The sequence below is a fragment of the Parabacteroides goldsteinii genome, assembly GCF_020091425.1.
GTDB lineage: Bacteria > Bacteroidota > Bacteroidia > Bacteroidales > Tannerellaceae > Parabacteroides > Parabacteroides goldsteinii.
Genome location: NZ_CP081906.1, coordinates 1,103,731 through 1,124,717, shown reverse-complemented (window position 1 = coordinate 1,124,717; position 20,987 = coordinate 1,103,731). Strand labels below are relative to the sequence as shown.

At 40.7% G+C, this 20,987-nt stretch carries 23 protein-coding genes and 1 tRNA gene; 16 read left to right on the top strand and 8 right to left on the bottom strand.

Features of this window, described 5'->3' with window-relative positions; translation table 11 throughout:
* Window positions 1–36 precede the first annotated feature (36 nt).
* Complete coding sequence (locus K6V26_RS05600) at window positions 37–1,440, bottom strand: amidophosphoribosyltransferase (RefSeq protein ID WP_010799878.1); 1,404 nt, start codon at window positions 1,438–1,440, stop codon at window positions 37–39.
* Window positions 1,441–1,967: 527 nt separating this feature from the next.
* Here K6V26_RS05600 and K6V26_RS05595 point away from each other — a divergent pair.
* The 4 genes from K6V26_RS05595 to K6V26_RS05580 all read left to right on the top strand — a co-directional run bounded on the left by K6V26_RS05595 (window position 1,968) and on the right by K6V26_RS05580 (window position 4,290).
* Window positions 1,968–2,041: transfer RNA gene (locus K6V26_RS05595), tRNA-Thr, on the top strand.
* A gap of 156 nt (window positions 2,042–2,197) precedes the next feature.
* The gene (locus K6V26_RS05590) at window positions 2,198–2,728 is read left to right on the top strand and encodes a DUF4199 domain-containing protein (protein ID WP_010799879.1); all 531 of its coding nucleotides are present in this window, start codon (window positions 2,198–2,200) and stop codon (window positions 2,726–2,728) included.
* An 18-nt stretch (window positions 2,729–2,746) separates the two neighbouring features.
* The gene (locus tag K6V26_RS05585; RefSeq protein ID WP_007652876.1) at window positions 2,747–3,697 is read left to right on the top strand and encodes a glycosyltransferase family 2 protein; all 951 of its coding nucleotides are present in this window, start codon (window positions 2,747–2,749) and stop codon (window positions 3,695–3,697) included.
* A 29-nt stretch (window positions 3,698–3,726) separates the two neighbouring features.
* A complete protein-coding gene (locus tag K6V26_RS05580; protein WP_122329263.1) occupies window positions 3,727–4,290 on the top strand; it encodes a manganese efflux pump MntP in 564 nt (187 codons plus the stop codon).
* A gap of 114 nt (window positions 4,291–4,404) precedes the next feature.
* Here K6V26_RS05580 and K6V26_RS05575 read toward each other — a convergent pair whose 3' ends face one another.
* The gene (locus tag K6V26_RS05575) at window positions 4,405–4,596 is read right to left on the bottom strand and encodes a hypothetical protein (RefSeq protein WP_195439808.1); all 192 of its coding nucleotides are present in this window, start codon (window positions 4,594–4,596) and stop codon (window positions 4,405–4,407) included.
* 1 nt (window position 4,597) lies between these two features.
* On the bottom strand, window positions 4,598–5,512 hold the full coding sequence (locus tag K6V26_RS05570; RefSeq protein ID WP_195439810.1) for an IS1595 family transposase: 915 nt from the start codon (window positions 5,510–5,512) through the stop codon (window positions 4,598–4,600).
* A gap of 165 nt (window positions 5,513–5,677) precedes the next feature.
* On the opposite strand from K6V26_RS05570, the gene K6V26_RS05565 reads away from it, so the two are divergent.
* Window positions 5,678–5,950, top strand: a complete 273-nt coding sequence (locus K6V26_RS05565; RefSeq protein WP_224264813.1) for a hypothetical protein — start codon at window positions 5,678–5,680, stop codon at window positions 5,948–5,950.
* A 23-nt stretch (window positions 5,951–5,973) separates the two neighbouring features.
* On the opposite strand, the gene K6V26_RS05560 is transcribed toward K6V26_RS05565, so the two are convergent.
* The 3 genes from K6V26_RS05560 to K6V26_RS05550 form a co-directional block, all read right to left on the bottom strand.
* Window positions 5,974–6,159, bottom strand: coding sequence for a hypothetical protein (locus K6V26_RS05560; RefSeq protein WP_224264812.1), 186 nt, complete (start codon window positions 6,157–6,159; stop codon window positions 5,974–5,976).
* Window positions 6,160–6,260: 101 nt separating this feature from the next.
* Entirely contained in the window at window positions 6,261–6,647 is a 387-nt protein-coding gene (locus tag K6V26_RS05555; protein ID WP_224264811.1) for a hypothetical protein, read from the bottom strand.
* A 756-nt stretch (window positions 6,648–7,403) separates the two neighbouring features.
* The gene (locus K6V26_RS05550; RefSeq protein ID WP_224264810.1) at window positions 7,404–7,751 is read right to left on the bottom strand and encodes a hypothetical protein; all 348 of its coding nucleotides are present in this window, start codon (window positions 7,749–7,751) and stop codon (window positions 7,404–7,406) included.
* A gap of 125 nt (window positions 7,752–7,876) precedes the next feature.
* Here K6V26_RS05550 and ilvD point away from each other — a divergent pair, with 125 nt between their 5' ends.
* The 3 genes from ilvD to K6V26_RS05535 all read left to right on the top strand — a co-directional run bounded on the left by ilvD (window position 7,877) and on the right by K6V26_RS05535 (window position 11,079).
* The gene (gene ilvD, locus K6V26_RS05545; protein ID WP_224264809.1) at window positions 7,877–9,604 is read left to right on the top strand and encodes a dihydroxy-acid dehydratase; all 1,728 of its coding nucleotides are present in this window, start codon (window positions 7,877–7,879) and stop codon (window positions 9,602–9,604) included.
* 62 nt (window positions 9,605–9,666) lie between these two features.
* Window positions 9,667–10,692 (top strand): FAD:protein FMN transferase, encoded by a 1,026-nt coding sequence (locus K6V26_RS05540; protein WP_046146746.1) that lies wholly within the window; start codon window positions 9,667–9,669, stop codon window positions 10,690–10,692.
* A 9-nt stretch (window positions 10,693–10,701) separates the two neighbouring features.
* Window positions 10,702–11,079 (top strand): cyclic nucleotide-binding domain-containing protein, encoded by a 378-nt coding sequence (locus K6V26_RS05535; RefSeq protein ID WP_007652871.1) that lies wholly within the window; start codon window positions 10,702–10,704, stop codon window positions 11,077–11,079.
* Window positions 11,080–11,109: 30 nt separating this feature from the next.
* On the opposite strand, the gene K6V26_RS05530 is transcribed toward K6V26_RS05535, so the two are convergent.
* Both K6V26_RS05530 and K6V26_RS05525 read right to left on the bottom strand, forming a co-directional pair.
* Window positions 11,110–12,363, bottom strand: a complete 1,254-nt coding sequence (locus K6V26_RS05530) for a hypothetical protein (protein WP_224264808.1) — start codon at window positions 12,361–12,363, stop codon at window positions 11,110–11,112.
* Window positions 12,364–12,469: 106 nt separating this feature from the next.
* On the bottom strand, window positions 12,470–12,715 hold the full coding sequence (locus K6V26_RS05525) for an RNA recognition motif domain-containing protein (protein WP_007652869.1): 246 nt from the start codon (window positions 12,713–12,715) through the stop codon (window positions 12,470–12,472).
* 432 nt (window positions 12,716–13,147) lie between these two features.
* Here K6V26_RS05525 and K6V26_RS05520 point away from each other — a divergent pair, with 432 nt between their 5' ends.
* The 8 genes from K6V26_RS05520 (at window position 13,148) to K6V26_RS05485 (ending at window position 20,960) form a co-directional block, all read left to right on the top strand.
* Entirely contained in the window at window positions 13,148–14,440 is a 1,293-nt protein-coding gene (locus K6V26_RS05520; protein ID WP_007652868.1) for an inositol-3-phosphate synthase, read from the top strand.
* Between the two features lie 112 nt (window positions 14,441–14,552).
* Complete coding sequence (locus K6V26_RS05515; protein WP_224264807.1) at window positions 14,553–15,254, top strand: nucleotidyltransferase family protein; 702 nt, start codon at window positions 14,553–14,555, stop codon at window positions 15,252–15,254.
* A gap of 32 nt (window positions 15,255–15,286) precedes the next feature.
* Window positions 15,287–16,144: an ATP-grasp domain-containing protein gene (locus K6V26_RS05510; RefSeq protein WP_046146743.1), complete on the top strand. Its 858-nt coding sequence runs from the start codon at window positions 15,287–15,289 to the stop codon at window positions 16,142–16,144.
* Window positions 16,144–17,061 carry a CDP-alcohol phosphatidyltransferase family protein gene (locus K6V26_RS05505; RefSeq protein ID WP_046146742.1) on the top strand — a complete coding sequence of 306 codons (918 nt, stop codon included), beginning with the start codon at window positions 16,144–16,146 and terminating at the stop codon, window positions 17,059–17,061. Before K6V26_RS05510 ends, K6V26_RS05505 begins: the two co-directional genes overlap by 1 nt.
* 4 nt (window positions 17,062–17,065) lie before the next feature.
* Window positions 17,066–17,788 carry an HAD family hydrolase gene (locus tag K6V26_RS05500; protein ID WP_007652863.1) on the top strand — a complete coding sequence of 241 codons (723 nt, stop codon included), beginning with the start codon at window positions 17,066–17,068 and terminating at the stop codon, window positions 17,786–17,788.
* Between the two features lie 87 nt (window positions 17,789–17,875).
* A complete protein-coding gene (locus K6V26_RS05495; protein WP_046146741.1) occupies window positions 17,876–18,706 on the top strand; it encodes a metallophosphoesterase family protein in 831 nt (276 codons plus the stop codon).
* Window positions 18,687–19,358 carry a hypothetical protein gene (locus tag K6V26_RS05490; RefSeq protein ID WP_046146740.1) on the top strand — a complete coding sequence of 224 codons (672 nt, stop codon included), beginning with the start codon at window positions 18,687–18,689 and terminating at the stop codon, window positions 19,356–19,358. The genes K6V26_RS05495 and K6V26_RS05490 overlap by 20 nt, the downstream gene beginning before the upstream one ends.
* A 471-nt stretch (window positions 19,359–19,829) precedes the next feature.
* Entirely contained in the window at window positions 19,830–20,960 is a 1,131-nt protein-coding gene (locus K6V26_RS05485) for an MraY family glycosyltransferase (protein ID WP_046146739.1), read from the top strand.
* Window positions 20,961–20,987 lie beyond the last annotated feature (27 nt).

The following is a 20,987-nucleotide window of genomic DNA, read 5'->3' as shown; positions in this document are numbered from 1 at the left end:
ACGGGATAGTTCAATTCTTTCTATAATTAACCCCTCTTAAAAACAGCCATTGCCATTATAACAATGTGTACAAACACATTCCTTCGGCAGGCCGATCGAAGCGATCAGGTCTTCTACTGTATTGAATTTAAGTGTAGTGATATTCAGCTGCTCACGGATACGTTCCACCAACATATTATATTGCTCGGTACCTGTTGTAGCATATTTATCCAGATCTTTTGCATCATCCCCTTCCAGTTCCTTGACAATCCGGCGGGCAATCAGTTCCAGGTGGGACTTGGAAGCAGAAAAACCGACAAACGGACAAGCATGCAGGATCGGAGGACATCCGATTCTCATATGCACCTCTTTCGCTCCATATCCATATAATATATTTACATTATCGCGAAGCTGTGTTCCGCGAACAATCGAGTCGTCACAGAAAATCACCCGTTTCCCTTTCAGAAGGGCACGGTTCGGGATCAGTTTCATTTTAGCAACCAGGTCACGTACGGACTGGTTGGCCGGGGTAAAGCTACGGGGCCATGTCGGTGTATATTTAACGATAGCACGACGGTAAGGAATCCCTTTACCTTCAGCATATCCCAGCGCCATACCAATACCGGAGTCAGGGATACCCGATACAAAATCAGCATCCACCTCATCCTTCTTCGCCATAGCCAGACCGCTGGCATAGCGGGAAGCATCTACGTTCACCCCTTCATATTCAGAGACCGGATAACCATAGTACACCCATAAGAAAGAGCAAACCTGCATTTTCTTATTCGGCTTACGCAACTGCGTCATCTTGTCTGCCGTAAGCATAACCACTTCGCCTGGGCCTACATTATAATCTATTTCATATCCCAGATTCGGGAAGCTACAAGGTTCGCTTGATGCCGCATAGGCACCTTCTTTCTTACCGATCAGGATCGGAGTACGCCCCCATTTGTCGCGTGCGGCAATAATGCCTTCCTCTGTCAGAATAAGCATCGAGCAGGAACCTTTAATCTTTTCGAAAACAATTTCCACACCTTCAACAAACGTCTTACCCTGAGAGATCAGTAATGAAATCAATTCAGTCTGATTGATCTGGCCGGAACTCATTTCTGAAAAGTGACATCCCTTATCCAGCAATTCATTCTGTAGTTCCTCCAGATTGTTCACCTTGGCTACGGTCACAACGGCATATTTACCTAAGTGAGAATTAATGAAGATTGGTTGAGGATCTGTATCACTGATGATACCTATACCTGAATTCCCCTGGAATTTCTCCAGTTCACTTTCAAAACGAGTACGGAAATAAGAATTTTCCAGATTATGGATAGAGCGTTTGAAGACGCCTTCGTGTAGGGTTGCCATACCGCCTCTGCGGGTTCCCAGGTGAGAATTGTAGTCTGTGCCGTAAAATAAGTCAGTTGCACAAGACGAATTAGAAATAGTTCCGAAAAAACCACCCATTGTTCTTAGTGTTTTTGATTTTTGAATTAGGGTACAAATGTACAAGAATATTTATACATATACCAAATGTAAAGTTGAATCTATAGAAAAAAAGATAACCGCCGAAACAATTGATAAAATACCTCCTTCCGAAAATCTGTTTCATCCTATTGAAACATTTGTTTCATTAGGTAGAAACACTTGTTTCATTACAATGAAACACTATCTATACTGTGTTAATGTTTTTAGTTGATTACTTTCAGCCTCATCTATAATAGAGGTTGACTCGATATAGAGTTTACCGGTAAGACAAATCAAGCCGGCAACAAAGAATAAACACTTTTTAACCACAACTAAAATAAAAGGTTTACAGCCACTTAGAAACAAATATCACCTGTAATGCATAAAAACGCTTGCATTGTAAAAAATAATATCTACTTTTGCACCCGGGTAAGTCCTACACGGCATGCTCCCTCGGAATCCCCCAGGGCTTGACCGCAGCAAGGGTACTTGGTTGTAGCGGCGCGATGTAGTAAGCTTACCCACCTGCCTCTTTAGCTCAGTTGGCCAGAGCACGTGATTTGTAATCTCGGGGTCGTTGGTTCGAATCCGACAAGAGGCTCAGAAGAATTGAAAATTGATAATTAACAATTGAAAATTCAAAAATTTGGAAGAGGAGGTTTATGACAATAAACTTCCTCTTTTTTTATTGTTATACATTGCATATTATAACAAAAGGATTAATTTTGCTGATAGAAACTTTAAAACAGCAGCACAAATGGAAGAAAATAAAGGTCTACTATTAAAAAGCGCGATGACTTATGGTTTAGCCATGGGAATTTTCTGGGTGATCAAGTACCTGTTCTTTATTTTCAGCAATACGGTTCCTGCCCTAAACATTATATATATAGTGCTTACACTGACAGTACCGTTCATCGCTTATTATCTGACAAAACGATACAAACAGGACATCGGCGGAAAGATCAGTTTCTTTCATGCCTGGCGCTTCGGCACAATGCTTTACTTTTTTGCCGCATTGATCTTCGCCCTCGAACATTTCGTGTTCTTCCAGTTTATCGCTCCGGCCGATTTTCTGGCAAACTCCGTAAACCAGATGATCGAAGTGCTGAAAGACTCACAGGTAAGCACCGAAGTCATAGAAGCAATCGGAAAAACCAATTTCACTCCTATCCATATGGCTATTCAGGGTGTTTTCAATAATATATTTTATGGTATTATACTTTCGATACCGGTAGCAGCCATTCTGTGCAGGAACAATGAAACCGGTGCGATCAGACAAGAACAATAAGGAGAAACAATACAAATAATGGATATATCAGTAGTTATTCCGTTGTACAACGAAGCCGAGTCTCTACCGGAACTGGAAGCATGGATAGAGCGGGTGATGAAAGAACATAACTTTACTTACGAAATTATATTTGTAAACGACGGCAGTACGGACAATTCATGGGAAGTGATCGAGGGTTTACAGCAAAAGAATCCTTGTATCAGAGCCATCAAGTTCCGTCGCAATTACGGCAAATCACCCGGACTGCATTGCGGTTTCGAGCGTGCCCAGGGAGATGTAGTCATCACCATGGACGCCGACCTCCAGGACAGTCCGGACGAAATCCCGGAACTCTTCCGCATGATCACGGAAGACGGATACGACCTCGTTTCAGGATGGAAAAAGAAACGGTACGACCCGTTATCCAAGACGATCCCTACGAAACTATTCAATGCCACGGCCCGCAAATTCTCCGGCATAAACAACCTGCACGATTTCAATTGCGGCCTGAAGGCTTACAAAAATGTCGTTATCAAAAATATCGAAGTGTACAACGATATGCACCGGTATATTCCGTACCTGGCAAAGATTGCCGGTTTCCATAAGATCGGTGAAAAAGTCGTACAGCATCAGGCACGCAAATACGGAACAACCAAATTCGGGCTAAACCGTTTTGTCAACGGCTATCTGGATTTGATCACGTTATGGTTTACTTCCAAATTCGGAAAAAAGCCGATGCATTTCTTCGGTCTGTGGGGAAGCGTGATGTTCTTTATCGGTTTTATCGCATTGGTATTCGTATTAAGCATGAAACTGATCTCCATGTTCTCCGGCGATTTACGTCCGTTGGTAACAAACTCTCCATATTTCTATATATCGCTTACTGCGATGATCCTCGGAACGCAAATGTTCTTAGCCGGATTCATCGGCGAGTTGATTTCCAGGAATTCATCCAATAGAAACAACTATAAGATAGAATCAGAAATATGAGTACACCCGGGGTGGAAACTTTTTAATTTATGTCAATTATAGAAATAGTGTTACTAGCCATCGGATTATCGATGGATAGTTTGGCCGTGTCCGTAACCGGCGGAGCAGTAATCCGGAATTGCACTGTGTGCAATATGGTTAAGATCGGCTCTTTTATGGGTATCACACAGGCCACAATGACAGTTCTGGGCTATCTGGCCGGTGTCGGATTCCAGAAATACATTACAGCCTTCGACCACTGGATCGCTTTCATCCTGTTGCTTTACCTGGGAGGTAAAATGATATACGACAGTACGCAGGAAGAAGATGAAGACTGCAAAACAAATCCGCTCTGCAACAAAACATTGTTCGGACTGTCCATAGCAACAAGCATCGACGCACTGGCTATCGGTATCTCGCTGGCTATCCTGAAATCGGATATCATCATCCAGGCTTCCCTGATCGGAATCATCACATTCCTTATGTCTGTTTCAGGCGTTTATTTCGGAAGTCGTTTCGGACGTAAGGTGGATTTGAAACTCGACCTGATCGGCGGACTGATACTAATCGGTATCGGAGCAAAAATATTGATAGAGCACCTGTTCTTCTGCTAATAAAATAAATGTAGGTAATTATATACAATACTACACCACTGTTGTAAAAAATAATAAGAGGTACAATGAATATTATCATTTATACCTCTTATTATATCTTTTTCTTTGGTGTAGTCATTTTTCTTTTTTTTTAATTAATTTACTACCAGCTATTTTTCTTAGAGCATCTGTCATATTGACTTCTTTGTAATCTTTATGTTCTTGGATGATTATATCATCTTTGAATCGTGACGATACTGAGCTTCTCATATGAGCTTTTACTTTTATTCCAAACTGTTTTCTATTTTCTTTCTTATTTATATTCATATTAACTAGCTATTAAATCTTTGTATGTGAATGTATGATAGACATTCTGCAAAAATACATCGAATCTTTTACAATCGGAAAGATGTTTGGTATTATATCTAAAAGTTTCTGCATCGACATACCCTTGTAAGTGTTTTGGAGATACCCAATGGTAGGTGCTTTTTAATACCCGTTTAAGATGTCCCCAGAAGCCCTCTATTGTGTTTGTTGATGTTTTACCTATTACATAAGCACCTTTTTTATGATAAACAATACTATGATTATATCTTTGCTTGTCTAGCTTTTTATATGCTCTCCATTCGTCTGAATATATTGCAGATCCAGGACAAACAGTGTCATTTATTATAGGTAGCAATGTTTTTGACTTAGTATCTTCTACTACGAAAGCCAAAATGAAACCGCCTCTTTGAACCATACCAAAAACAGGCGTCTTGCCTTTAGTACTTCTTCCTTTCGCGTTTTTGATTTTCTTATTGCTGTGTTTAAACCTTTCTGTACCTCCTATATATGTTTCGTCAACTTCAACTTCTCCTTCTAATGCTTGCGATGTATTAAAATCTAAACAACTGTGTATTTTTTGTATCATTTTCCAAGCTGTTTTTTGAGTTACGCCAATGTTTCTAGCAAGCTGGCAAGAAGATATCCCCTTTTTGTTTCCTAAAATAACATAGATTGCGTAAAACCATTTACGCAAAGATAATTTAGAACCTTCAAAGATTGTACCAGTTCGAGCATTAAAATACTTCCCTGTATTCTTACATTTGTATTTGTTGTTTCCACACTTATACACTTTTGATTGGGGATCATATGGAGACACAACATTACCGTTCCATCTTACCTCTTCCCAATAATCAATGCAAGATTGTTCATCACGGAAGTAATCTAAAAATTGATCTATTGACCTAAACGAAAACATATCTTTATATCTTTAGTTATGTAAATATACAAAAATACTCTTACATAACCAACTGAAAAACAATCAAATTCGTTGAATCTCGGATTCTATAGGATTTTTTTGTTGTTGTATTTCCCATATTTATTGCTATTTTTGGGTATTGTCTAACTTAATTTTAATAATATCATGGAAGCAACACCTATCCCTCAAGATTGCACTTTGGATACATACCTTGAGATTATGAATAAAGATATGACTGATTTTCAAAATGAATTAAGGCAAGAAAGAAAAAAGTTATCTAAAAACCAATTTTTTATTTGGTTTTTAGATAATAATAATATTCTTAGAACTTATATCATTGCAGAAGATACACTGGTGTTAAAAACTGAAGAAGAAACTCGTAAGGCAAAAATTTCTACATACAATAAACATGTGGAAACAATGATTCTTTTTTTATGAATTATGGTTTGGATATAATCCATTCAAATAACACCAATATCTTTTAGATATTCTTCAGAAAATCCTTTATCTTTTGAAACCATCTGTATTTCAAAAGGTAAATTGATAGCTAAAAGATTAAGATCAAAAACAATTTCATGTAAAAGTCTAATTTGTGCTTCTACTGGAATCATAGGAGGATAACCCGGTTTTAATTCTTCTTTTTTCATAACTGTAATTTTTAAAAGTGAATAATTAATTGATTTATAAAAAGAAAGCGGTGATAAACTAAGTTACCACCGCTTTCGTGTATTTTATTGATGTACTTTACTTACTGTCTAAATAGAACAAAGGTTTCATTGTTTCTTTTGTTTGTTAGTATCAACATATTTTCTGATAGCTTTACAGAGAAAACTCTATATCCTATAAAAACATCTTCATGTCCTATATGTTCATAGTCAGCTATATCAGTTGTTATTTCCATTTTGTCTTTATTAAAACTGTATGTGAAATGATCTACATGACCACTTTCTTGCTCGAGAAAATAGATAGCTGTGTTGTCATCAAAAAAAGTAAAAACAAATGTTTCATATTTATCTGGCTTTTGACTCCAAGTTCCAATTAATAGATCATTATCGTTTTCGCTGTCTTCTTTGTTGCAGCTTGTAAATAAAGAAATGATTGTTAGAAACAGTAGTGTGTTAATAATATGCTTCATAATGATTTACTATTTTTTTCTTACACATCTTACTGAATACGAATCGTTATCTTTACCTTCGTTCTCGTAGTTCTTTACCATTGCTTCTACATATGTTTTCTCACCGCATATAGGAATTATGTCAGGAGTATTCCAATTCTCGTATGTTATGGTACATTCATAACACATGTTACCATCATCACCATCATCGTCTTTGCCACAAGATAGACATACAGAACACATACACATAATGATAAAAACTTTAGCAATTTGTTTCATAATACTAATGTTTGCCCTCCCTGTCTCCTTCGTTCGGTGTTCTTAAATAAAAAGAAGCGTGGAGACTATTGGATATTATTGACATTGAGGCTCTGGACTGCCCACTACACAATAACAAACAATAGTCCCACGCCTTATGTTGGTATATGACTTGCCCTCTTGTATAATCAGAACGGGTATACAACAACATAGGCGCAGAAACTGTATGTCTATTATCCGTGTAGTCGAAATTGTCCAGATTTCAATGTCGGATAATATCTTAACGCTTCTACGTCTTTATTCTAATACGTGAGGGCAAAGATAGTTATTCTATCTAATATTTTAAAACGGCTTAAAAGGATTTAATTTGATGTAAAATGAATATTGGGAATTTTAACAGTTCGTATTTTTGCATAAACAACAAAATATCTAAGATCATGAACAAATGCAAAAAGCCATCAAGAAAAACAGCCAGTAAAGCAGGCAAGTTATTAAGAAAGAAGATATCTTCCAAAGATGTTAAAACTCTTGCAGGTTACACTTTACAAGCCGCTTCCCGTCGTGGAAAAAGTAAGAGTGGTTGCCAAAAGAAAGGAAAATAAGTTCTTTAATACAAGCTTTTGGTATGGTCATTATACCAGAAGCTTGTTCTAATGTATTGGAATTACCAACAGCATAATGACCAGCTACAGATATAGATCTTTCATTTTCATGTACAACAATACCATAGCTCTCTATTTCTGATATATCTGTTTCGTAATCCTCCAGATCTACCCATGTTCTTTCTGATAGGTTGGAATCTATCCATTTGACTAATATCCGCTTATTTAAAAGTGATTCTTTTCTTTTATGTCTATTCTTTTTCATAACTTATTATATTGATTTTATTTAATAAACTAAAAAGGTTACATCAAAATAATGACATAACCTTTTTATATAGGAATAATACTATAAGGTGGGGTGTAAAGTGGTATATAATTACCTAAATGTATATGAAAAGTCAGGAATTACGTAAATTGGCACCGGAACTCGATTCACTCCGCCTCGGTAGTGGTTGGAGCATTGAAGATCTCAGCAAACCGCAAATCATCGTTGAGAGCAGTTACGGACACAGCCATCCCGGAAGTGCCCATCTGAACAAGCTGGTGGAAGAAGCCGGCAAAGGTATCAGCGATGCCGGAGGACGGGCTGCCAATTACTACGTCACTGACATTTGCGACGGCGAAGCACAGGGCCACGACGGAATGAACTATTCGCTCGTATCCCGCGATATCATGGCAGCCATGATGGAGATACACGTAAAAGCAACGCCTTTCGATGCGGGAATATTCATTACCAGTTGCGACAAATCGGTACCTGCCCACCTGATGGCGATCGCCCGGCTGAATATGCCGGCCCTGCTCCTGCCGGGAGGTATTATGAAAGCCGGCCCCAACCTGCTGACTTTAGAACAAATCGGAACATACAGTGCACAATACGAACGGAAAGAAATAAGCGAAGAGCAATTCCTCGCTTATAAAAAAGATGCCTGCCCGACTTGCGGAGCCTGTTCATTTATGGGAACAGCCTCCACAATGCAGGTAATGGCCGAAGCGCTGGGTATCGCACTGCCGGGTTCGGCCTTAATCCCTACGCACGTACATTATATAAAAGAGATATCCCGGTACGCCGGACAGCGTTCCGTCGAATTAGGAAAAGAAGAGTTACTGCCTTCCGATATCCTGACAATCGACGCTTTCAGAAATGCTATCATAGTGCACGCCGCGATAGCTGGCTCCAGCAACAGCCTGCTACATCTGCCGGCCATTGCGCATGAACTAGGCATCGACCTGCCGCCTGAATTATTTGATGAAATCCATCGCCAAATTCCTTTTTTACTGAATATCCGTCCAAGCGGATTCTGGCCGGGCGAATATTTCTGGTATGCCGGCGGCGTTCCCGCCATTCTGGAAGAACTGAAAGACGTACTTAACCTGGACGTCCGGACAGTAACAGGCAAAAGCCTGGGAGAAAATCTTGAAACACTCCGCACAAACGGATTTTATGAAGGATGCCGCAAATACTTGTCCCCGCTTGGAGTAAAAGTCAGCGACATTATCAAACCTTTTAAAAGTCCGATCCGGAAACAAGGAGCGATTGCCATATTAAAAGGGAATCTCGCCCCGGAAGGAGCCGTTGTCAAACATGCCGCCATCTCCCCCAACCTGATGCAGGCAACATTAACGGCCCGTGTATTCGATAGCGAAGAAGAAGCATTGCAAGCTGTATTGCAGAAAAATATCCATCCGGGAGAAGCCGTCTTTATCCGTTACGAAGGCCCGAAAGGCAGCGGAATGCCGGAAATGTTTTACACGACCGAAGCCATCGCCTCCGACCCGGAACTGGCAGAAAGCATTGCCCTCATTACCGACGGACGTTTTTCCGGAGCCACCCGCGGCCCGGCCGTCGGACACGTCTCGCCGGAAGCATACGACGGCGGTCCTATCGCCCTGGTTGAAGACAATGACCTGATCCGTATCGACATTCCTGCCCGTAAGCTCGAGATCATCGGAACCAACGGCTTCCAACAATCACCGGAGGAAATAGACCGGATTCTGTCGGAGCGTCGTAAACAATGGACACAGCCTGTATCCCGCCATAGCCGCGGTATCCTGGATATTTTTACACGCAACTGCGCATCTCCCATGAAAGGGGCTTATATGGAAAACAAAAAGGCTTGACAACTGACATTGATTGAATTACAATAAATTTTAGTATCTTTGCTGCGCTAAAATTTAAAGAGATGTACAAGAAGATCATTCTGGCGGCCGGTTTATGGATACTTATGTTCACTGCCTGTACAAAACAGAAACAATATTTCGAAGAAAGCGGTTCCGTTTTTCATACTATCTATCATATTAAATATGAAGGTTCTGAAATACTGACAGAAAAGATTGATGCCGAATTTCAAAAGTTCAATCTTTCGTTAAATCCGTTCAATCCGAACTCTATCATATCAAAAGTGAACCGGAATGAGGCGGTCGAAGCAGATGACTGGTTTATCGAGGTGTTCAACAAAGCAAAAGAGGTATCCGACCATTCGGAAGGCATTTTCGATATCACCTGTGCTCCTCTGGTCAATCTTTGGGGATTCGGATTCAGTAAAATGGACAGTGTGACTCCCCAAATGATCGACAGTATCAAACAATTCGTCGGTTATCAGAAAGTCAGACTGGACGGACGGAAAGTAGTAAAAGATGATTCCCGTATCCTGTTGAATTGCTCCGCGATTGCCAAAGGATATGCAAGCGATATCATAGCACGTCTGCTCGAACGTGAAGGCATTGAAAATTATATGGTCGAAATTGGTGGCGAAGTAACGATGAAAGGCGTCAACCAGAACGGGAAATGCTGGCGTATAGGAATCAATAAACCGGAAGACGATTCAACCGGAGTAAAAAACGATATAGAAGAAGTAGTCCAGTTATGCAAAAAAGGAGGCGTTGCCACATCCGGCAACTACCGTAACTACTACGTCAAAGATGGAAAAAAGTACGCCCATACGATTGACCCGCGTACCGGATACCCATCCGAACAAAGCATATTAAGCGCAACAATTGTAGCTGAAGATTGTATCACCGCCGATGCTTATGCGACAGCCTTCATGGCAATGGGGCTGGAAAAAGCACGTGAAGCGGCAAAAAATATTCCCGGTATTGAATATTATGTAATCTACTCCGATGAAAACGGTAAACATCAGATAGAATACTCTACCGGTATGCTTCAATATCTGCCAAACAGGCCGATTGAAGCAATGCTGAACGAGTAGCAATTTTTTATGAAGAATTTTATTAATCAATTTGAATGCAAAGAAGTAAAAGCCGGTGAAGTAGTATATGACACAGAACAAATGGGAAACATATTACTTTTTGTCACTACAGGCAAACTTCTCATCTGTTCGAAAACGGCAACCCCGGTAGTAGAAGTCGATGAAGGGTATTTCGTTTTATTGCCTACGGAAAAACGTCATATCATAACGGCTATCACAGATGCACAGACAGTACTCATGCATGCGGGAACTTTATCCACAATGATCACGGAAGATCCGGAGTGGAATCCGGAACGCCCGGTCGTTCTACCGACTTTCCCGTCATTAGCAAAAACACTATTTTTGCTTGAATCCTATCAGAAAGAAAAAAGGTCTAATATAAATTAGACCTTTATTTACTTTCATTATTTTCTCCTTTTAAAACTTCTTGATCAGGAACGATGGATTGATCCGGAAATAAATCCCTGCCGAAAAACTGGTAGCACTGCCGGATTTACCGACTTCACCAGCCCCCGGTCCAAACTTATCGACAGACAGATGCTGATATACATCCACATCTACCCCCAGGGAAAAACCTTTCCCGAAACTCTTTGAGTATTCCAACCCCAGATAAACCATATTTTGCCCGTCAAAAGAAACACCTTCATCCGATGTCGATACCGCTCCATAAAACGGACTGCCGAACATGGAGATGAATTTATTACTGTTCCAATAAGATGTTTTCACCCGAAAATCGTAAATATCCGCAGATGCCCGGACATAAAAACCGGAGCCGCTACCATATGGCCATAACTTACCGGCCTGCTGATAATAACCAGCGACATCAAATTCAAGATTTACATTCCGGAATATCGGATTACCTGTGTTCCAAACCGTACCGACTCCCACAGCGCCATTCATCAATGTCTGTACAGAGTTAGTAAATATCGTATCGATCTCCCCTCCCCGATGTTGGGCCAATCCCTGCACCGGTGCATAAAAATGAAAACGCGCATCCGGATCATTCAGTTTATAACGCCCCGACAACCCGACAGTAAAAGCCTCCTGATGCGTATCTTCCCGGAAAATAAAACTTTCCCAGTTCACCCAGACATCCAGGTCAAATCTGCGGGAGTCATACAACAACTGAAGTCCGGCTTCCGGATCAGCCGTCAGGTTCAACTCCGGATTATATAAAGGTTCGATCAGGTTATGATTAGCACCGCCATAAATATCGCCAAGAACAATATTCACATGATCGGACAAAGCCATCTGCGCCCGAAAAAAAGGAAGGACATGGAAGCCATGCTGGTACTGGTCGCCTTTCCATTCGGCAATATCCTGATAAGCCAGGCTCGGATATTTCTTTGCACCCCAATAACGGAGCATATGCACCCCCAACTCAAGTTTTATATTACCCAGCGGATAAAAAACAGCCTTCGGTTGTATCCAGAATCCCGGCAAAGAATATCCTTTCATAATCGAACCGGTATATTCATTATCTTTAAAGAAACTTATATTATCCAACTCGACAGATAATTGCCCTTTCTTTTCCGGATCGATCCGGTGGTCCGACTTAAACACCCGGTCGGAAATTTGTGCCTGGGCCGAACATACAACAAATAGATTTGCAATCAGAAAGCAAATACCCGGCAAAAGCAGACGGGTAGATTTCAAGGGAAGAGTTTTCATTTATTTCAAAATTTGCAACAAACGTAAGAAATTATCAGCAATAAAAAAAGGGATACGGATGTTTAGCTTCCGTACCCCTTCTCTTATACTATTTGTTAAAACTAACTCAACGTCTTGGAGTAGCTTCTTTAACAACCATCTGACGGCCTTCGTATTCAGCACCGTTCAATTCATTGATTGCATTTCTTGCTTCGCTTTCATTTGTAAATTCTGCGAATGCAAAACCTTTTGATCTGTTAGTGTCGCGATCAATGATTAACTTTACTGATTCTACAACTCCATACTCTTCTAAAACCTGCTGTAAGTCAGATTCTCTAACCCGATAGTTCAGGTTACCAATGTAAATATTCATACAAAAATGATATAAAATAATTAATAAAAAAACTGTAACAAATAATCTTGGAAAGGTCCATTACTACAAAATAAATTCACTTGTTGAATATTACATCGGAGATAAAAGAGCAATTTCTGAAAACTATGTTGTTCACATGCCACAAAGGAAAGTATTTTTATTCGATAAACAACTATATTCGTCAAAATTATTTGTGAAACCAATCTATTTTTATAGTTTTGTAACAAAATAGTTCAAGAGATAGATATTTTTTATCTTACGTACAACTCAAAAAACAAGCCTTTAGTACGAAGAGAATAGTACTTTTGTACAGAAAGACTGGCAAGTTATTGGAAATTATAGTATTTTTGACCAATTATATCGCATATTTATCCTTTTTAATTCAATTAAGAAGGCCTAAATTTGCACAATTATTTTTGAACTTAAATTGACATGGAAAAAATCGAAGTAAAAGAAGCTAAAGGGAAACTTGGCATTCTCGTTGTGGGTGTAGGTGGAGCAGTATCAACCACCATGATTACAGGTACTCTGGCTGCTCGTAAAGGAGTAGCGAAACCAATCGGCTCAATCGCCCAGATGGCGACTATGCGATTGGAAAGCGGAGAAGAGAAAGCAATCAAAGACATTGTGCCTTTGGCTGATCTGAACGATATTGTATTCGGCGGTTGGGATATATTCCCTGATAATGCATACGAAGCTGCCATGTATGCTGAAGTATTAAAGGAAAAAGACCTGAACAATGTGAAAGAAGAATTGCAGGCCATCAAACCGATGCCGGCTGCATTCGATCACAACTGGGCTAAACGCTTAAACGGAACGCACATCAAACAGGCTGCCACCCGTTGGGAAATGGTAGAACAACTGCGCCAGGACATCCGCGATTTCAAGGCTGCCAACAACTGCGAACGTATCGCTGTTTTATGGGCTGCAAGTACTGAAATCTACATTCCTCTGTCAGATGAACACATGTCGCTTGCCGCATTGGAAAAAGCGATGAAGGAAAACAATACGGAAGCTGTTTCCCCGAGTATGTGTTATGCTTACGCTGCTATCGCAGAAGGTGCTCCGTTCATTATGGGTGCTCCTAACCTGTGCGTAGACACGCCGGCTATGTGGGAATTCTCCAAACAGATGAATGTTCCTATCTCCGGAAAGGACTTCAAGAGCGGACAGACATTGATGAAGACTGTATTGGCTCCGATGTTCAAAACACGTATGCTGGGTGTAAGCGGCTGGTTCTCCACCAACATCTTAGGAAACCGCGACGGCGAAGTATTGGATGATCCTGCAAACTTCAAGACAAAAGAAGTTAGTAAACTGTCTGTGATCGACAATATCTTTGAACCTGAAAAATATCCGGACCTTTATGGTGACGTATATCATAAGGTACGTATCAACTATTATCCTCCCCGCAAGGATAACAAGGAAGCATGGGACAACATCGACATCTTCGGATGGATGGGCTATCCGATGGAAATCAAGGTAAACTTCCTTTGCCGTGACTCTATCCTCGCCGCTCCTATCGCTCTCGACCTGGTATTGTTCAGCGACTTGGCTATGCGTGCCGGTATGTCCGGTATCCAGACTTGGTTGTCATTCTTCTGCAAGAGCCCGATGCACGATTTCGAACACCAGCCTGTTCACGACCTGTTCCAGCAGTGGAGAATGGTTAAACAGACTTTGCGTGATATGATCGGAGAAAAAGCACCTAGCTATCTGGATTAATACACACATATAAAAAGACTTCTTCTATCCGTCCAAAAACGATTTTTTCCTCGGATAGAAGAATTTCTTTTTCATATATCAATCATCTTAATTCAATTAGTTTCTGACAAATATGGATTATGCAATCATTGCAGCTGGCGAGGGTTCCCGCTTGGTGCAAGAAGGAGTAAAATGGCCCAAACCACTGGTACAACTAAACGGTACGGCGTTAATTGATCGTTTGATCAATGTTTTTCTGAAAAACGATGCGTCATCTATCAGTATTATTGTAAATGAAGAAATGACGGAAGTGCAGGAGCACTTGCGAAAACTGGAACTACCTGTTCCTTTTTATCTGCTGGTTAAATCCACGCCCAGTTCCATGCATAGCTTTTATGAGCTCAGCCATCATCTGGACAGCGATCATATCTGCCTGACAACCGTCGACACGATTTTCAAAGAAGAAGAGTTCGGCGGATACATCCAGGCGTTCCTGAAAGATAGTCAATTGGACGGGTTAATGGCAGTAACCGATTTTATAGATGACGAAAAACCTTTATACGTAGATACAGACAACGATTTAGTAATCCGGGGCTTTCTGGATAAACAAGGAGAACCGCCATGTTCTTATATCTCTGGCGGTATTTACTGCCTGCGACGTTCCGGACTGAAAGTTCTGAATAATGCAATCGGACAAGGCATGTCACGTATGCGCAACTACCAACGTCAGCTTATTGCTGAAGGATTAAAGCTGAAAGCTTATCCATTCAGCAAAATCGTAGACGTCGATCATGCCGAAGATATCAAAAAGGCCGAAGATTTTTTAAACAGTTGATAGTTGACAAGTGACAACTAAATAAAAAAGTAATGAGTAAACTAACAATAGCAGGCATCCGCCGGGAAAATCAATTTTCCCCCAACCATATTGGTAACGATGCCGCCATCTTCTCTCTGACCGTCCAACATCTGCGCGATCTGGGATGTGAAGTAAACGAATACATAGAGTCAGATCTGATAATCCATCACTTTGAAGAGACAGCCATCTTCAATATGGTCAGAAACTGGACTTCTATCCATAAACTACAGCAGATGGAAGATCAGGGTTATACCGTTATCAACTCCGGCTATGGAATAGAAAACTGTACACGCGAGAAAATGACCCGCCTGTTAATGTCGAACAACATCTCCCATCCGGCCAGCTTGATCCTTCCCACCGATGAAGACCCGACAGCCGCACTGGAAAAAGCCGGATTTTATAACTGCTGGATCAAACGAGGCGACTTTCACGCCATCCACCGGGAAGATGTCACCTACGTCAGGAATCCGGAAGAAGCCAAAACAATCCTGAAAGAATACGCCATCCGCGGAATCAAGACTGCCGTAGTCAACGAACATCTGGTTGGCGACCTGGTTAAGTTCTATGGCGTGACCGGAACTGATTTCTTTTATTGGTTCTACCCCTCCAACCAACATCACAGTAAATTCGGGTTAGAACAGATAAACGGAACGGCCAAAGGCATTCCGTTTGACGATTCAAAGTTGCAGCAACTTTGCAGCCAGGCGGCAGAAGTACTGAACATTCATATTTACGGTGGTGACTGTATTATTTCAGATGACGGATCGATCCGGCTGATCGATTTCAATGACTGGCCCAGTTTTGCTCCCTGCCGGAACGAAGCTGCTCCCCAAATTGCCCGCCGCATCTATAATTTAATCAGCAAGTAATGGAAGAAACAAAAAAGAAACCCGATATAGAGTCTACACTCAAATCCCTGGATACCGAAGAGTTCATCGATATCCACTTCTATCGCCCGATCGGTTATCGTTGGGCTTTATTCTTCAATAAGCTGGGAGTATCCCCCAATGCAATTACCGTAGCCAGTATATTTATAGGTATTGCAGCCGGTATTTGTTTCTATTACCAGAGCCTGACAATAAATATCATCGGTATGTTATTGCTTATCTGGGCAAACTCATACGACAGTGCCGACGGACAGCTGGCCCGCATGACCGGTAAGAAAACGCCATTGGGCCGTATTCTGGACGGAACAGCCGGCGACTGCTGGTTTATTGCTATCTATGCCGCCATCTGCCTCCGGTTGACACCGGAATGGGGTATCTGGATCTGGATATTTGCCGCTATCACCGGATTTTTCCACAGCAAACAAGCCGCCATGGCTGATTATTACCGGAATATCCACCTGTTATTCCTGAAAGGAAAAGCCGGAAGCGAACTCTCCCACTCTCCCGCCCTGAAAGAGAAATATAAGACGATGAGTTGGAAAAAAGATTTTATCTACAAACTTTTTGAAACATTTTATATCAACTATACCGTCGGGCAGGAAGCATTGTCGCCGAAGTTTCAGAAAATGATGAACATCATCCGGACCAAGTATCACGATGAAGCTCCGGAATGGTTCCGGAAAGCCTTCCGTGAAAAGAGCCTTCCGATGATGAAATACACGAATATGCTGTCATTCAACACACGTGTCATTGCTTTATTCGTCAGTCTTTTCATCGATATGCCCTGGTTGTATTTCGTATTTGAAATGACAGTATTGAATATCATGCTGGCATATATGATCGTAACACACGAACGTTTCTGTGCTCAATTCACTAAAGAACTCGAATCAAAATCATAAATATATGTTCGAATCAGACAAGATAAAAGGAATCATATTCGATTATGGCGGTACCATCGACAGCAATGGCATGCACTGGGCCGAAGTGATTTGGATGGCTTATCAGGCCGAAGAAGTACCGGTGAGCAAAGAGATCTTCCGGAATGCCTATGTGCACGGCGAACGGACGTTAGGTAAAAATCCGATCGTAAAGCCCCATCACACTTTCCTCGACATGCTGCGCCTGAAGACAGACATACAGATCGAATGGCTCAAAGCCGGCGATTTTATCCCCGAAGCGTATGCCACTCCCGGATTAAAACAGCGGCTGGCCGACTGGTGCTATGCTTATGCACGGAAGTCGATCGACACAGCCCGTCCCATACTGGAGGCATTGTCTCAAAAATACCCGCTGGTACTGGTCTCCAATTTCTATGGGAACATCGAATCCGTACTAAAAGATTTTCATCTGGATACTTATTTTAAATCGATTGTCGAATCAGCAGTTGTCGGTATCCGCAAACCCGATCCGGCTATATTCGGGTTAGGTGTAAAAGAATTATCATTACCGGCAGAAACGATCGTCGTAATCGGAGATTCTCACGATAAAGACATTATCCCCGCTACGTCTATCGGCTGCAAAACAATCTGGCTGAAAAGTATCGGCTGGAGCGATTACCGGGGGGATGAATCGGCCGACCTGGTTATTACCGATTTCACAGAACTGGAACAGGCATTCAGCCTATAGACTTTCTGACCATCAATAATTCAATAGAAACCTTTCCAATCATAAAAGTAGTCCTATCTTTGTTACCAAAAAGACAGGACTACTTTTATGATAAAAAAATATGCACTAGTACTATTCGTACTACTCACATCATGTGACCTGATAGACTACCATCCATACGACGGCAGAATCACGTACAAGGAAGACAAAGATATCAATGAAATGAATATTTTTAAAATCCGGAACGCCTGCCAGGATAAAGACACCATCCGTTTTATCTTTACAGGCGACACTCAGCGCTGGCTGGATGAAACGAATGACTTCGTGAAGCATGTCAACCAACAGGACTCTATCGATTTTGTCATTCACGGAGGTGACCTGACCGATTTTGGTATCAAAAAAGAATATATCTGGCAACATTCAATTTTATCCAAGCTAAAAATACCTTATGTTGCCCTGATCGGCAATCATGACATTATCGGCAACGGGGAATTGGTATACGAGGATATGTACGGTCCTAAAAACTTCTCATTCAGCGTCGGCCCCTCACAGTATTATGGTGGAGGTGGTGCAATCCGTTTCATCTGCCTGAATACGAATGCGCTTGAATACGATTACTCTATTCCTGTACCCGATTTCTCCTTTATAAAGGGCATACTGAACAGTACAACAGAAGATGATAAATGCACGATCTTTGTTATGCATGTGCCGCCCGGAAGCGAGCAATTCAATAACAATGTGGCAGATATCTTCCAAGAAAAGATACGGGAATTTCCCAATCCTCTTTTCTGCTTGCATGCCCACGATCATAACATTGCCGCCCGCGACCTGTTCGATGACGGGATCATTTATTATTGCTGCGACAATATCGGCAAACGTACTTATTTACTCTTTACCGTAACACCTGATGACTACTCATATGAAATCGTTAAATTTTAAATTACTACTGCTCTTAACCTTGCTTTTTCCGTTTTATACAAATGCTCAGGACAGTATCCCTGCCCCGACTTTGTATGACAGACATATAGAAAGATATACCTCACTATGGGAAAATCTTATCCCCCGGTACAGTAAAATACAATTTGCCGGTTCCATGGGCATGTTCTCTTTCGGCATCGGATGGGACTACTACCGCCATCACTGGGAAACAGACCTTCTCTTCGGATTTGTTCCCAAAACCACCCGTAACCTGAAAGCTGAAAGTTCAAAAAAACGTCACACCATGGCAACATTCACGATAAAGCAAAATTATATCCCCTGGAGAGTCCCTTTGCATAAAAACATTGATTTTGAACCGTTAACAACAGGGTTATACATTAACACCCTGCTTGACAGAGATTTTTGGGTACAAAGCCCTGATAAATACCCTAAAGGTTATTACTTCTTTTCAACAAGAATACGAACCCATATTTTTCTTGGTGAACGTGTCACCTTTAAATTCAATAATCCGGGAAGATGGCATAAATCAGTCACGCTGTTTTACGAACTCAGCTCATGCGATCTGTATATCCTTAACAAATTTGGAAACAAATATCTGAAGCCGAAAGACTATCTCAGCCTGTCATTTGGCCTGAAGTTTCAGATATTGTGATAAGAAATATTATACTTCCATAAGAGATTACTCATCACTACATTATAATAAATACAAATATTTGTATATGCCACAGACTATATTTATTATTTTTAACCAGCAACCGCACACTGCTTATTGTACAGTTTAACACATAAAAACAATCTTCGAAAAAACTGCAAGACAAGAGGCTGAACCACCTTTCACAACACATAATAACAAGCTATAACCCACAGACATACCATAAAAAGTAATGACTAAAAAAAACGATCGTTTTAAGTAGTCATTATTTTGTCTATTTTAACAATTGAAGCAATTTCTATATAAGTTTTGAAAATTAAAATCTAAATATTTTTTCTTTGTTGTAGATATGAATAAAATGCATACCTTTGCGGTGACTAAAAAAAACGATCGTTTTAGCTAGTCATTGTTTTTCGTGAGCTCACTTCTGTGACTGACGAACTTTGTTGTGTCAATACCTTATAGTTTGTTATGATTTATATATTCATTGCTATTTCTCTATTTATATCAATAGTTCTATCAGCGCTTATTATTCCAAGGATTCTCGTCGTAGCTTTCCGAAAAAAGTTATTCGACATCCCCGACGAACGAAAAGTCCATAGCGGAATAATTCCCCGTCTGGGCGGCATATCATTTGTCCCCACCATCCTATTTTCATTGGCTTTCACCACCGGATTAAGGTATCTTATCGGTTATGAAATCGCCATTGACAGCCTTCATTTCATAGTTCCTGAATTTTATTTCTTAGTCTGTGGCTTAACGTTATTGTATTTATCAGGCATAAAAGATGACTTGGTCGGACTGCGTTACCGAAGCAAATTCGTTATACAGATCATAGCAGCCTCCCTTATCCCCCTGTCCGGCCTATGGATCAACAATTTATATGGTCTTTTCGGTATTGAAGAACTGACTCCCTGGCTAGGAATTCCTTTTACAATCCTATTAACAGTATTCATTGTCAATGCGATCAATCTGATAGATGGCATTGACGGATTAGCATCCGGGTTAAGTAGTATATCACTGTTAACTCTCGGCAGCTTATATATCTATTATGGCCAGTGGATTTATGCCATGCTCGCTTTTTCTACACTGGGAGTACTACTTCCCTTCTTCTATTATAATGTTTTTGGTAATGTAGATCGCTGTAAAAAGATATTTATGGGGGATACTGGGAGTTTGACACTAGGATATATATTAGCTTTTTTGGCCATTTCCTACACCAATAATAATCCAGAAAGAGCTCCATATTCAGAGGGGGCTATCGTTATTGCCTTTTCTACTTTAATAGTTCCTATGTTTGATGTGATCCGGGTTATATTGGTGCGTGCCCGAAATCACAAAGGGTTATTTGACGCAGACAGAAATCATATACATCACAAATTTTTGGATATGGGTTTCAGTTCTCGTAAAACTATGATCTGTATATTGGCAATGGCGTTGTCTTTTAGTATTGTCAATATTATATTAGCATCTGTCATAAATAACAATATATTGCTTTTGGCTGATATAACTATTTGGATTGGACTGAATTTATGGTTTGATAAAATTCGTGATCGTAAAAAGAAAAAAATATACGCAAAGAGTACTATTGACAGAGGCTAATTGGAATGAAATTGTCTCTATCCTCGA

Excerpts from the sequence above, each read along its gene's own strand:
- K6V26_RS05600 (WP_010799878.1), bottom strand. The coding sequence starts at position 1,440 with ATGGGTGGTTTTTTCGGAACTATTTCTAATTCGTCTTGTGCAACTGAC.
- K6V26_RS05590 (WP_010799879.1), top strand. The coding sequence starts at position 2,198 with ATGGAAGAAAATAAAGGTCTACTATTAAAAAGCGCGATGACTTATGGT.
- K6V26_RS05585 (WP_007652876.1), top strand. The coding sequence starts at position 2,747 with ATGGATATATCAGTAGTTATTCCGTTGTACAACGAAGCCGAGTCTCTA.
- K6V26_RS05580 (WP_122329263.1), top strand. The coding sequence starts at position 3,727 with ATGTCAATTATAGAAATAGTGTTACTAGCCATCGGATTATCGATGGAT.
- K6V26_RS05575 (WP_195439808.1), bottom strand. The coding sequence starts at position 4,596 with ATGAATATAAATAAGAAAGAAAATAGAAAACAGTTTGGAATAAAAGTA.
- K6V26_RS05570 (WP_195439810.1), bottom strand. The coding sequence starts at position 5,512 with ATGTTTTCGTTTAGGTCAATAGATCAATTTTTAGATTACTTCCGTGAT.
- K6V26_RS05565 (WP_224264813.1), top strand. The coding sequence starts at position 5,678 with ATGGAAGCAACACCTATCCCTCAAGATTGCACTTTGGATACATACCTT.
- K6V26_RS05560 (WP_224264812.1), bottom strand. The coding sequence starts at position 6,159 with ATGAAAAAAGAAGAATTAAAACCGGGTTATCCTCCTATGATTCCAGTA.
- K6V26_RS05555 (WP_224264811.1), bottom strand. The coding sequence starts at position 6,647 with ATGAAGCATATTATTAACACACTACTGTTTCTAACAATCATTTCTTTA.
- K6V26_RS05550 (WP_224264810.1), bottom strand. The coding sequence starts at position 7,751 with ATGAAAAAGAATAGACATAAAAGAAAAGAATCACTTTTAAATAAGCGG.
- ilvD (WP_224264809.1), top strand. The coding sequence starts at position 7,877 with ATGAAAAGTCAGGAATTACGTAAATTGGCACCGGAACTCGATTCACTC.
- K6V26_RS05540 (WP_046146746.1), top strand. The coding sequence starts at position 9,667 with ATGTACAAGAAGATCATTCTGGCGGCCGGTTTATGGATACTTATGTTC.
- K6V26_RS05535 (WP_007652871.1), top strand. The coding sequence starts at position 10,702 with ATGAAGAATTTTATTAATCAATTTGAATGCAAAGAAGTAAAAGCCGGT.
- K6V26_RS05530 (WP_224264808.1), bottom strand. The coding sequence starts at position 12,363 with ATGAAAACTCTTCCCTTGAAATCTACCCGTCTGCTTTTGCCGGGTATT.
- K6V26_RS05525 (WP_007652869.1), bottom strand. The coding sequence starts at position 12,715 with ATGAATATTTACATTGGTAACCTGAACTATCGGGTTAGAGAATCTGAC.
- K6V26_RS05520 (WP_007652868.1), top strand. The coding sequence starts at position 13,148 with ATGGAAAAAATCGAAGTAAAAGAAGCTAAAGGGAAACTTGGCATTCTC.
- K6V26_RS05515 (WP_224264807.1), top strand. The coding sequence starts at position 14,553 with ATGGATTATGCAATCATTGCAGCTGGCGAGGGTTCCCGCTTGGTGCAA.
- K6V26_RS05510 (WP_046146743.1), top strand. The coding sequence starts at position 15,287 with ATGAGTAAACTAACAATAGCAGGCATCCGCCGGGAAAATCAATTTTCC.
- K6V26_RS05505 (WP_046146742.1), top strand. The coding sequence starts at position 16,144 with ATGGAAGAAACAAAAAAGAAACCCGATATAGAGTCTACACTCAAATCC.
- K6V26_RS05500 (WP_007652863.1), top strand. The coding sequence starts at position 17,066 with ATGTTCGAATCAGACAAGATAAAAGGAATCATATTCGATTATGGCGGT.
- K6V26_RS05495 (WP_046146741.1), top strand. The coding sequence starts at position 17,876 with ATGATAAAAAAATATGCACTAGTACTATTCGTACTACTCACATCATGT.
- K6V26_RS05490 (WP_046146740.1), top strand. The coding sequence starts at position 18,687 with ATGAAATCGTTAAATTTTAAATTACTACTGCTCTTAACCTTGCTTTTT.
- K6V26_RS05485 (WP_046146739.1), top strand. The coding sequence starts at position 19,830 with ATGATTTATATATTCATTGCTATTTCTCTATTTATATCAATAGTTCTA.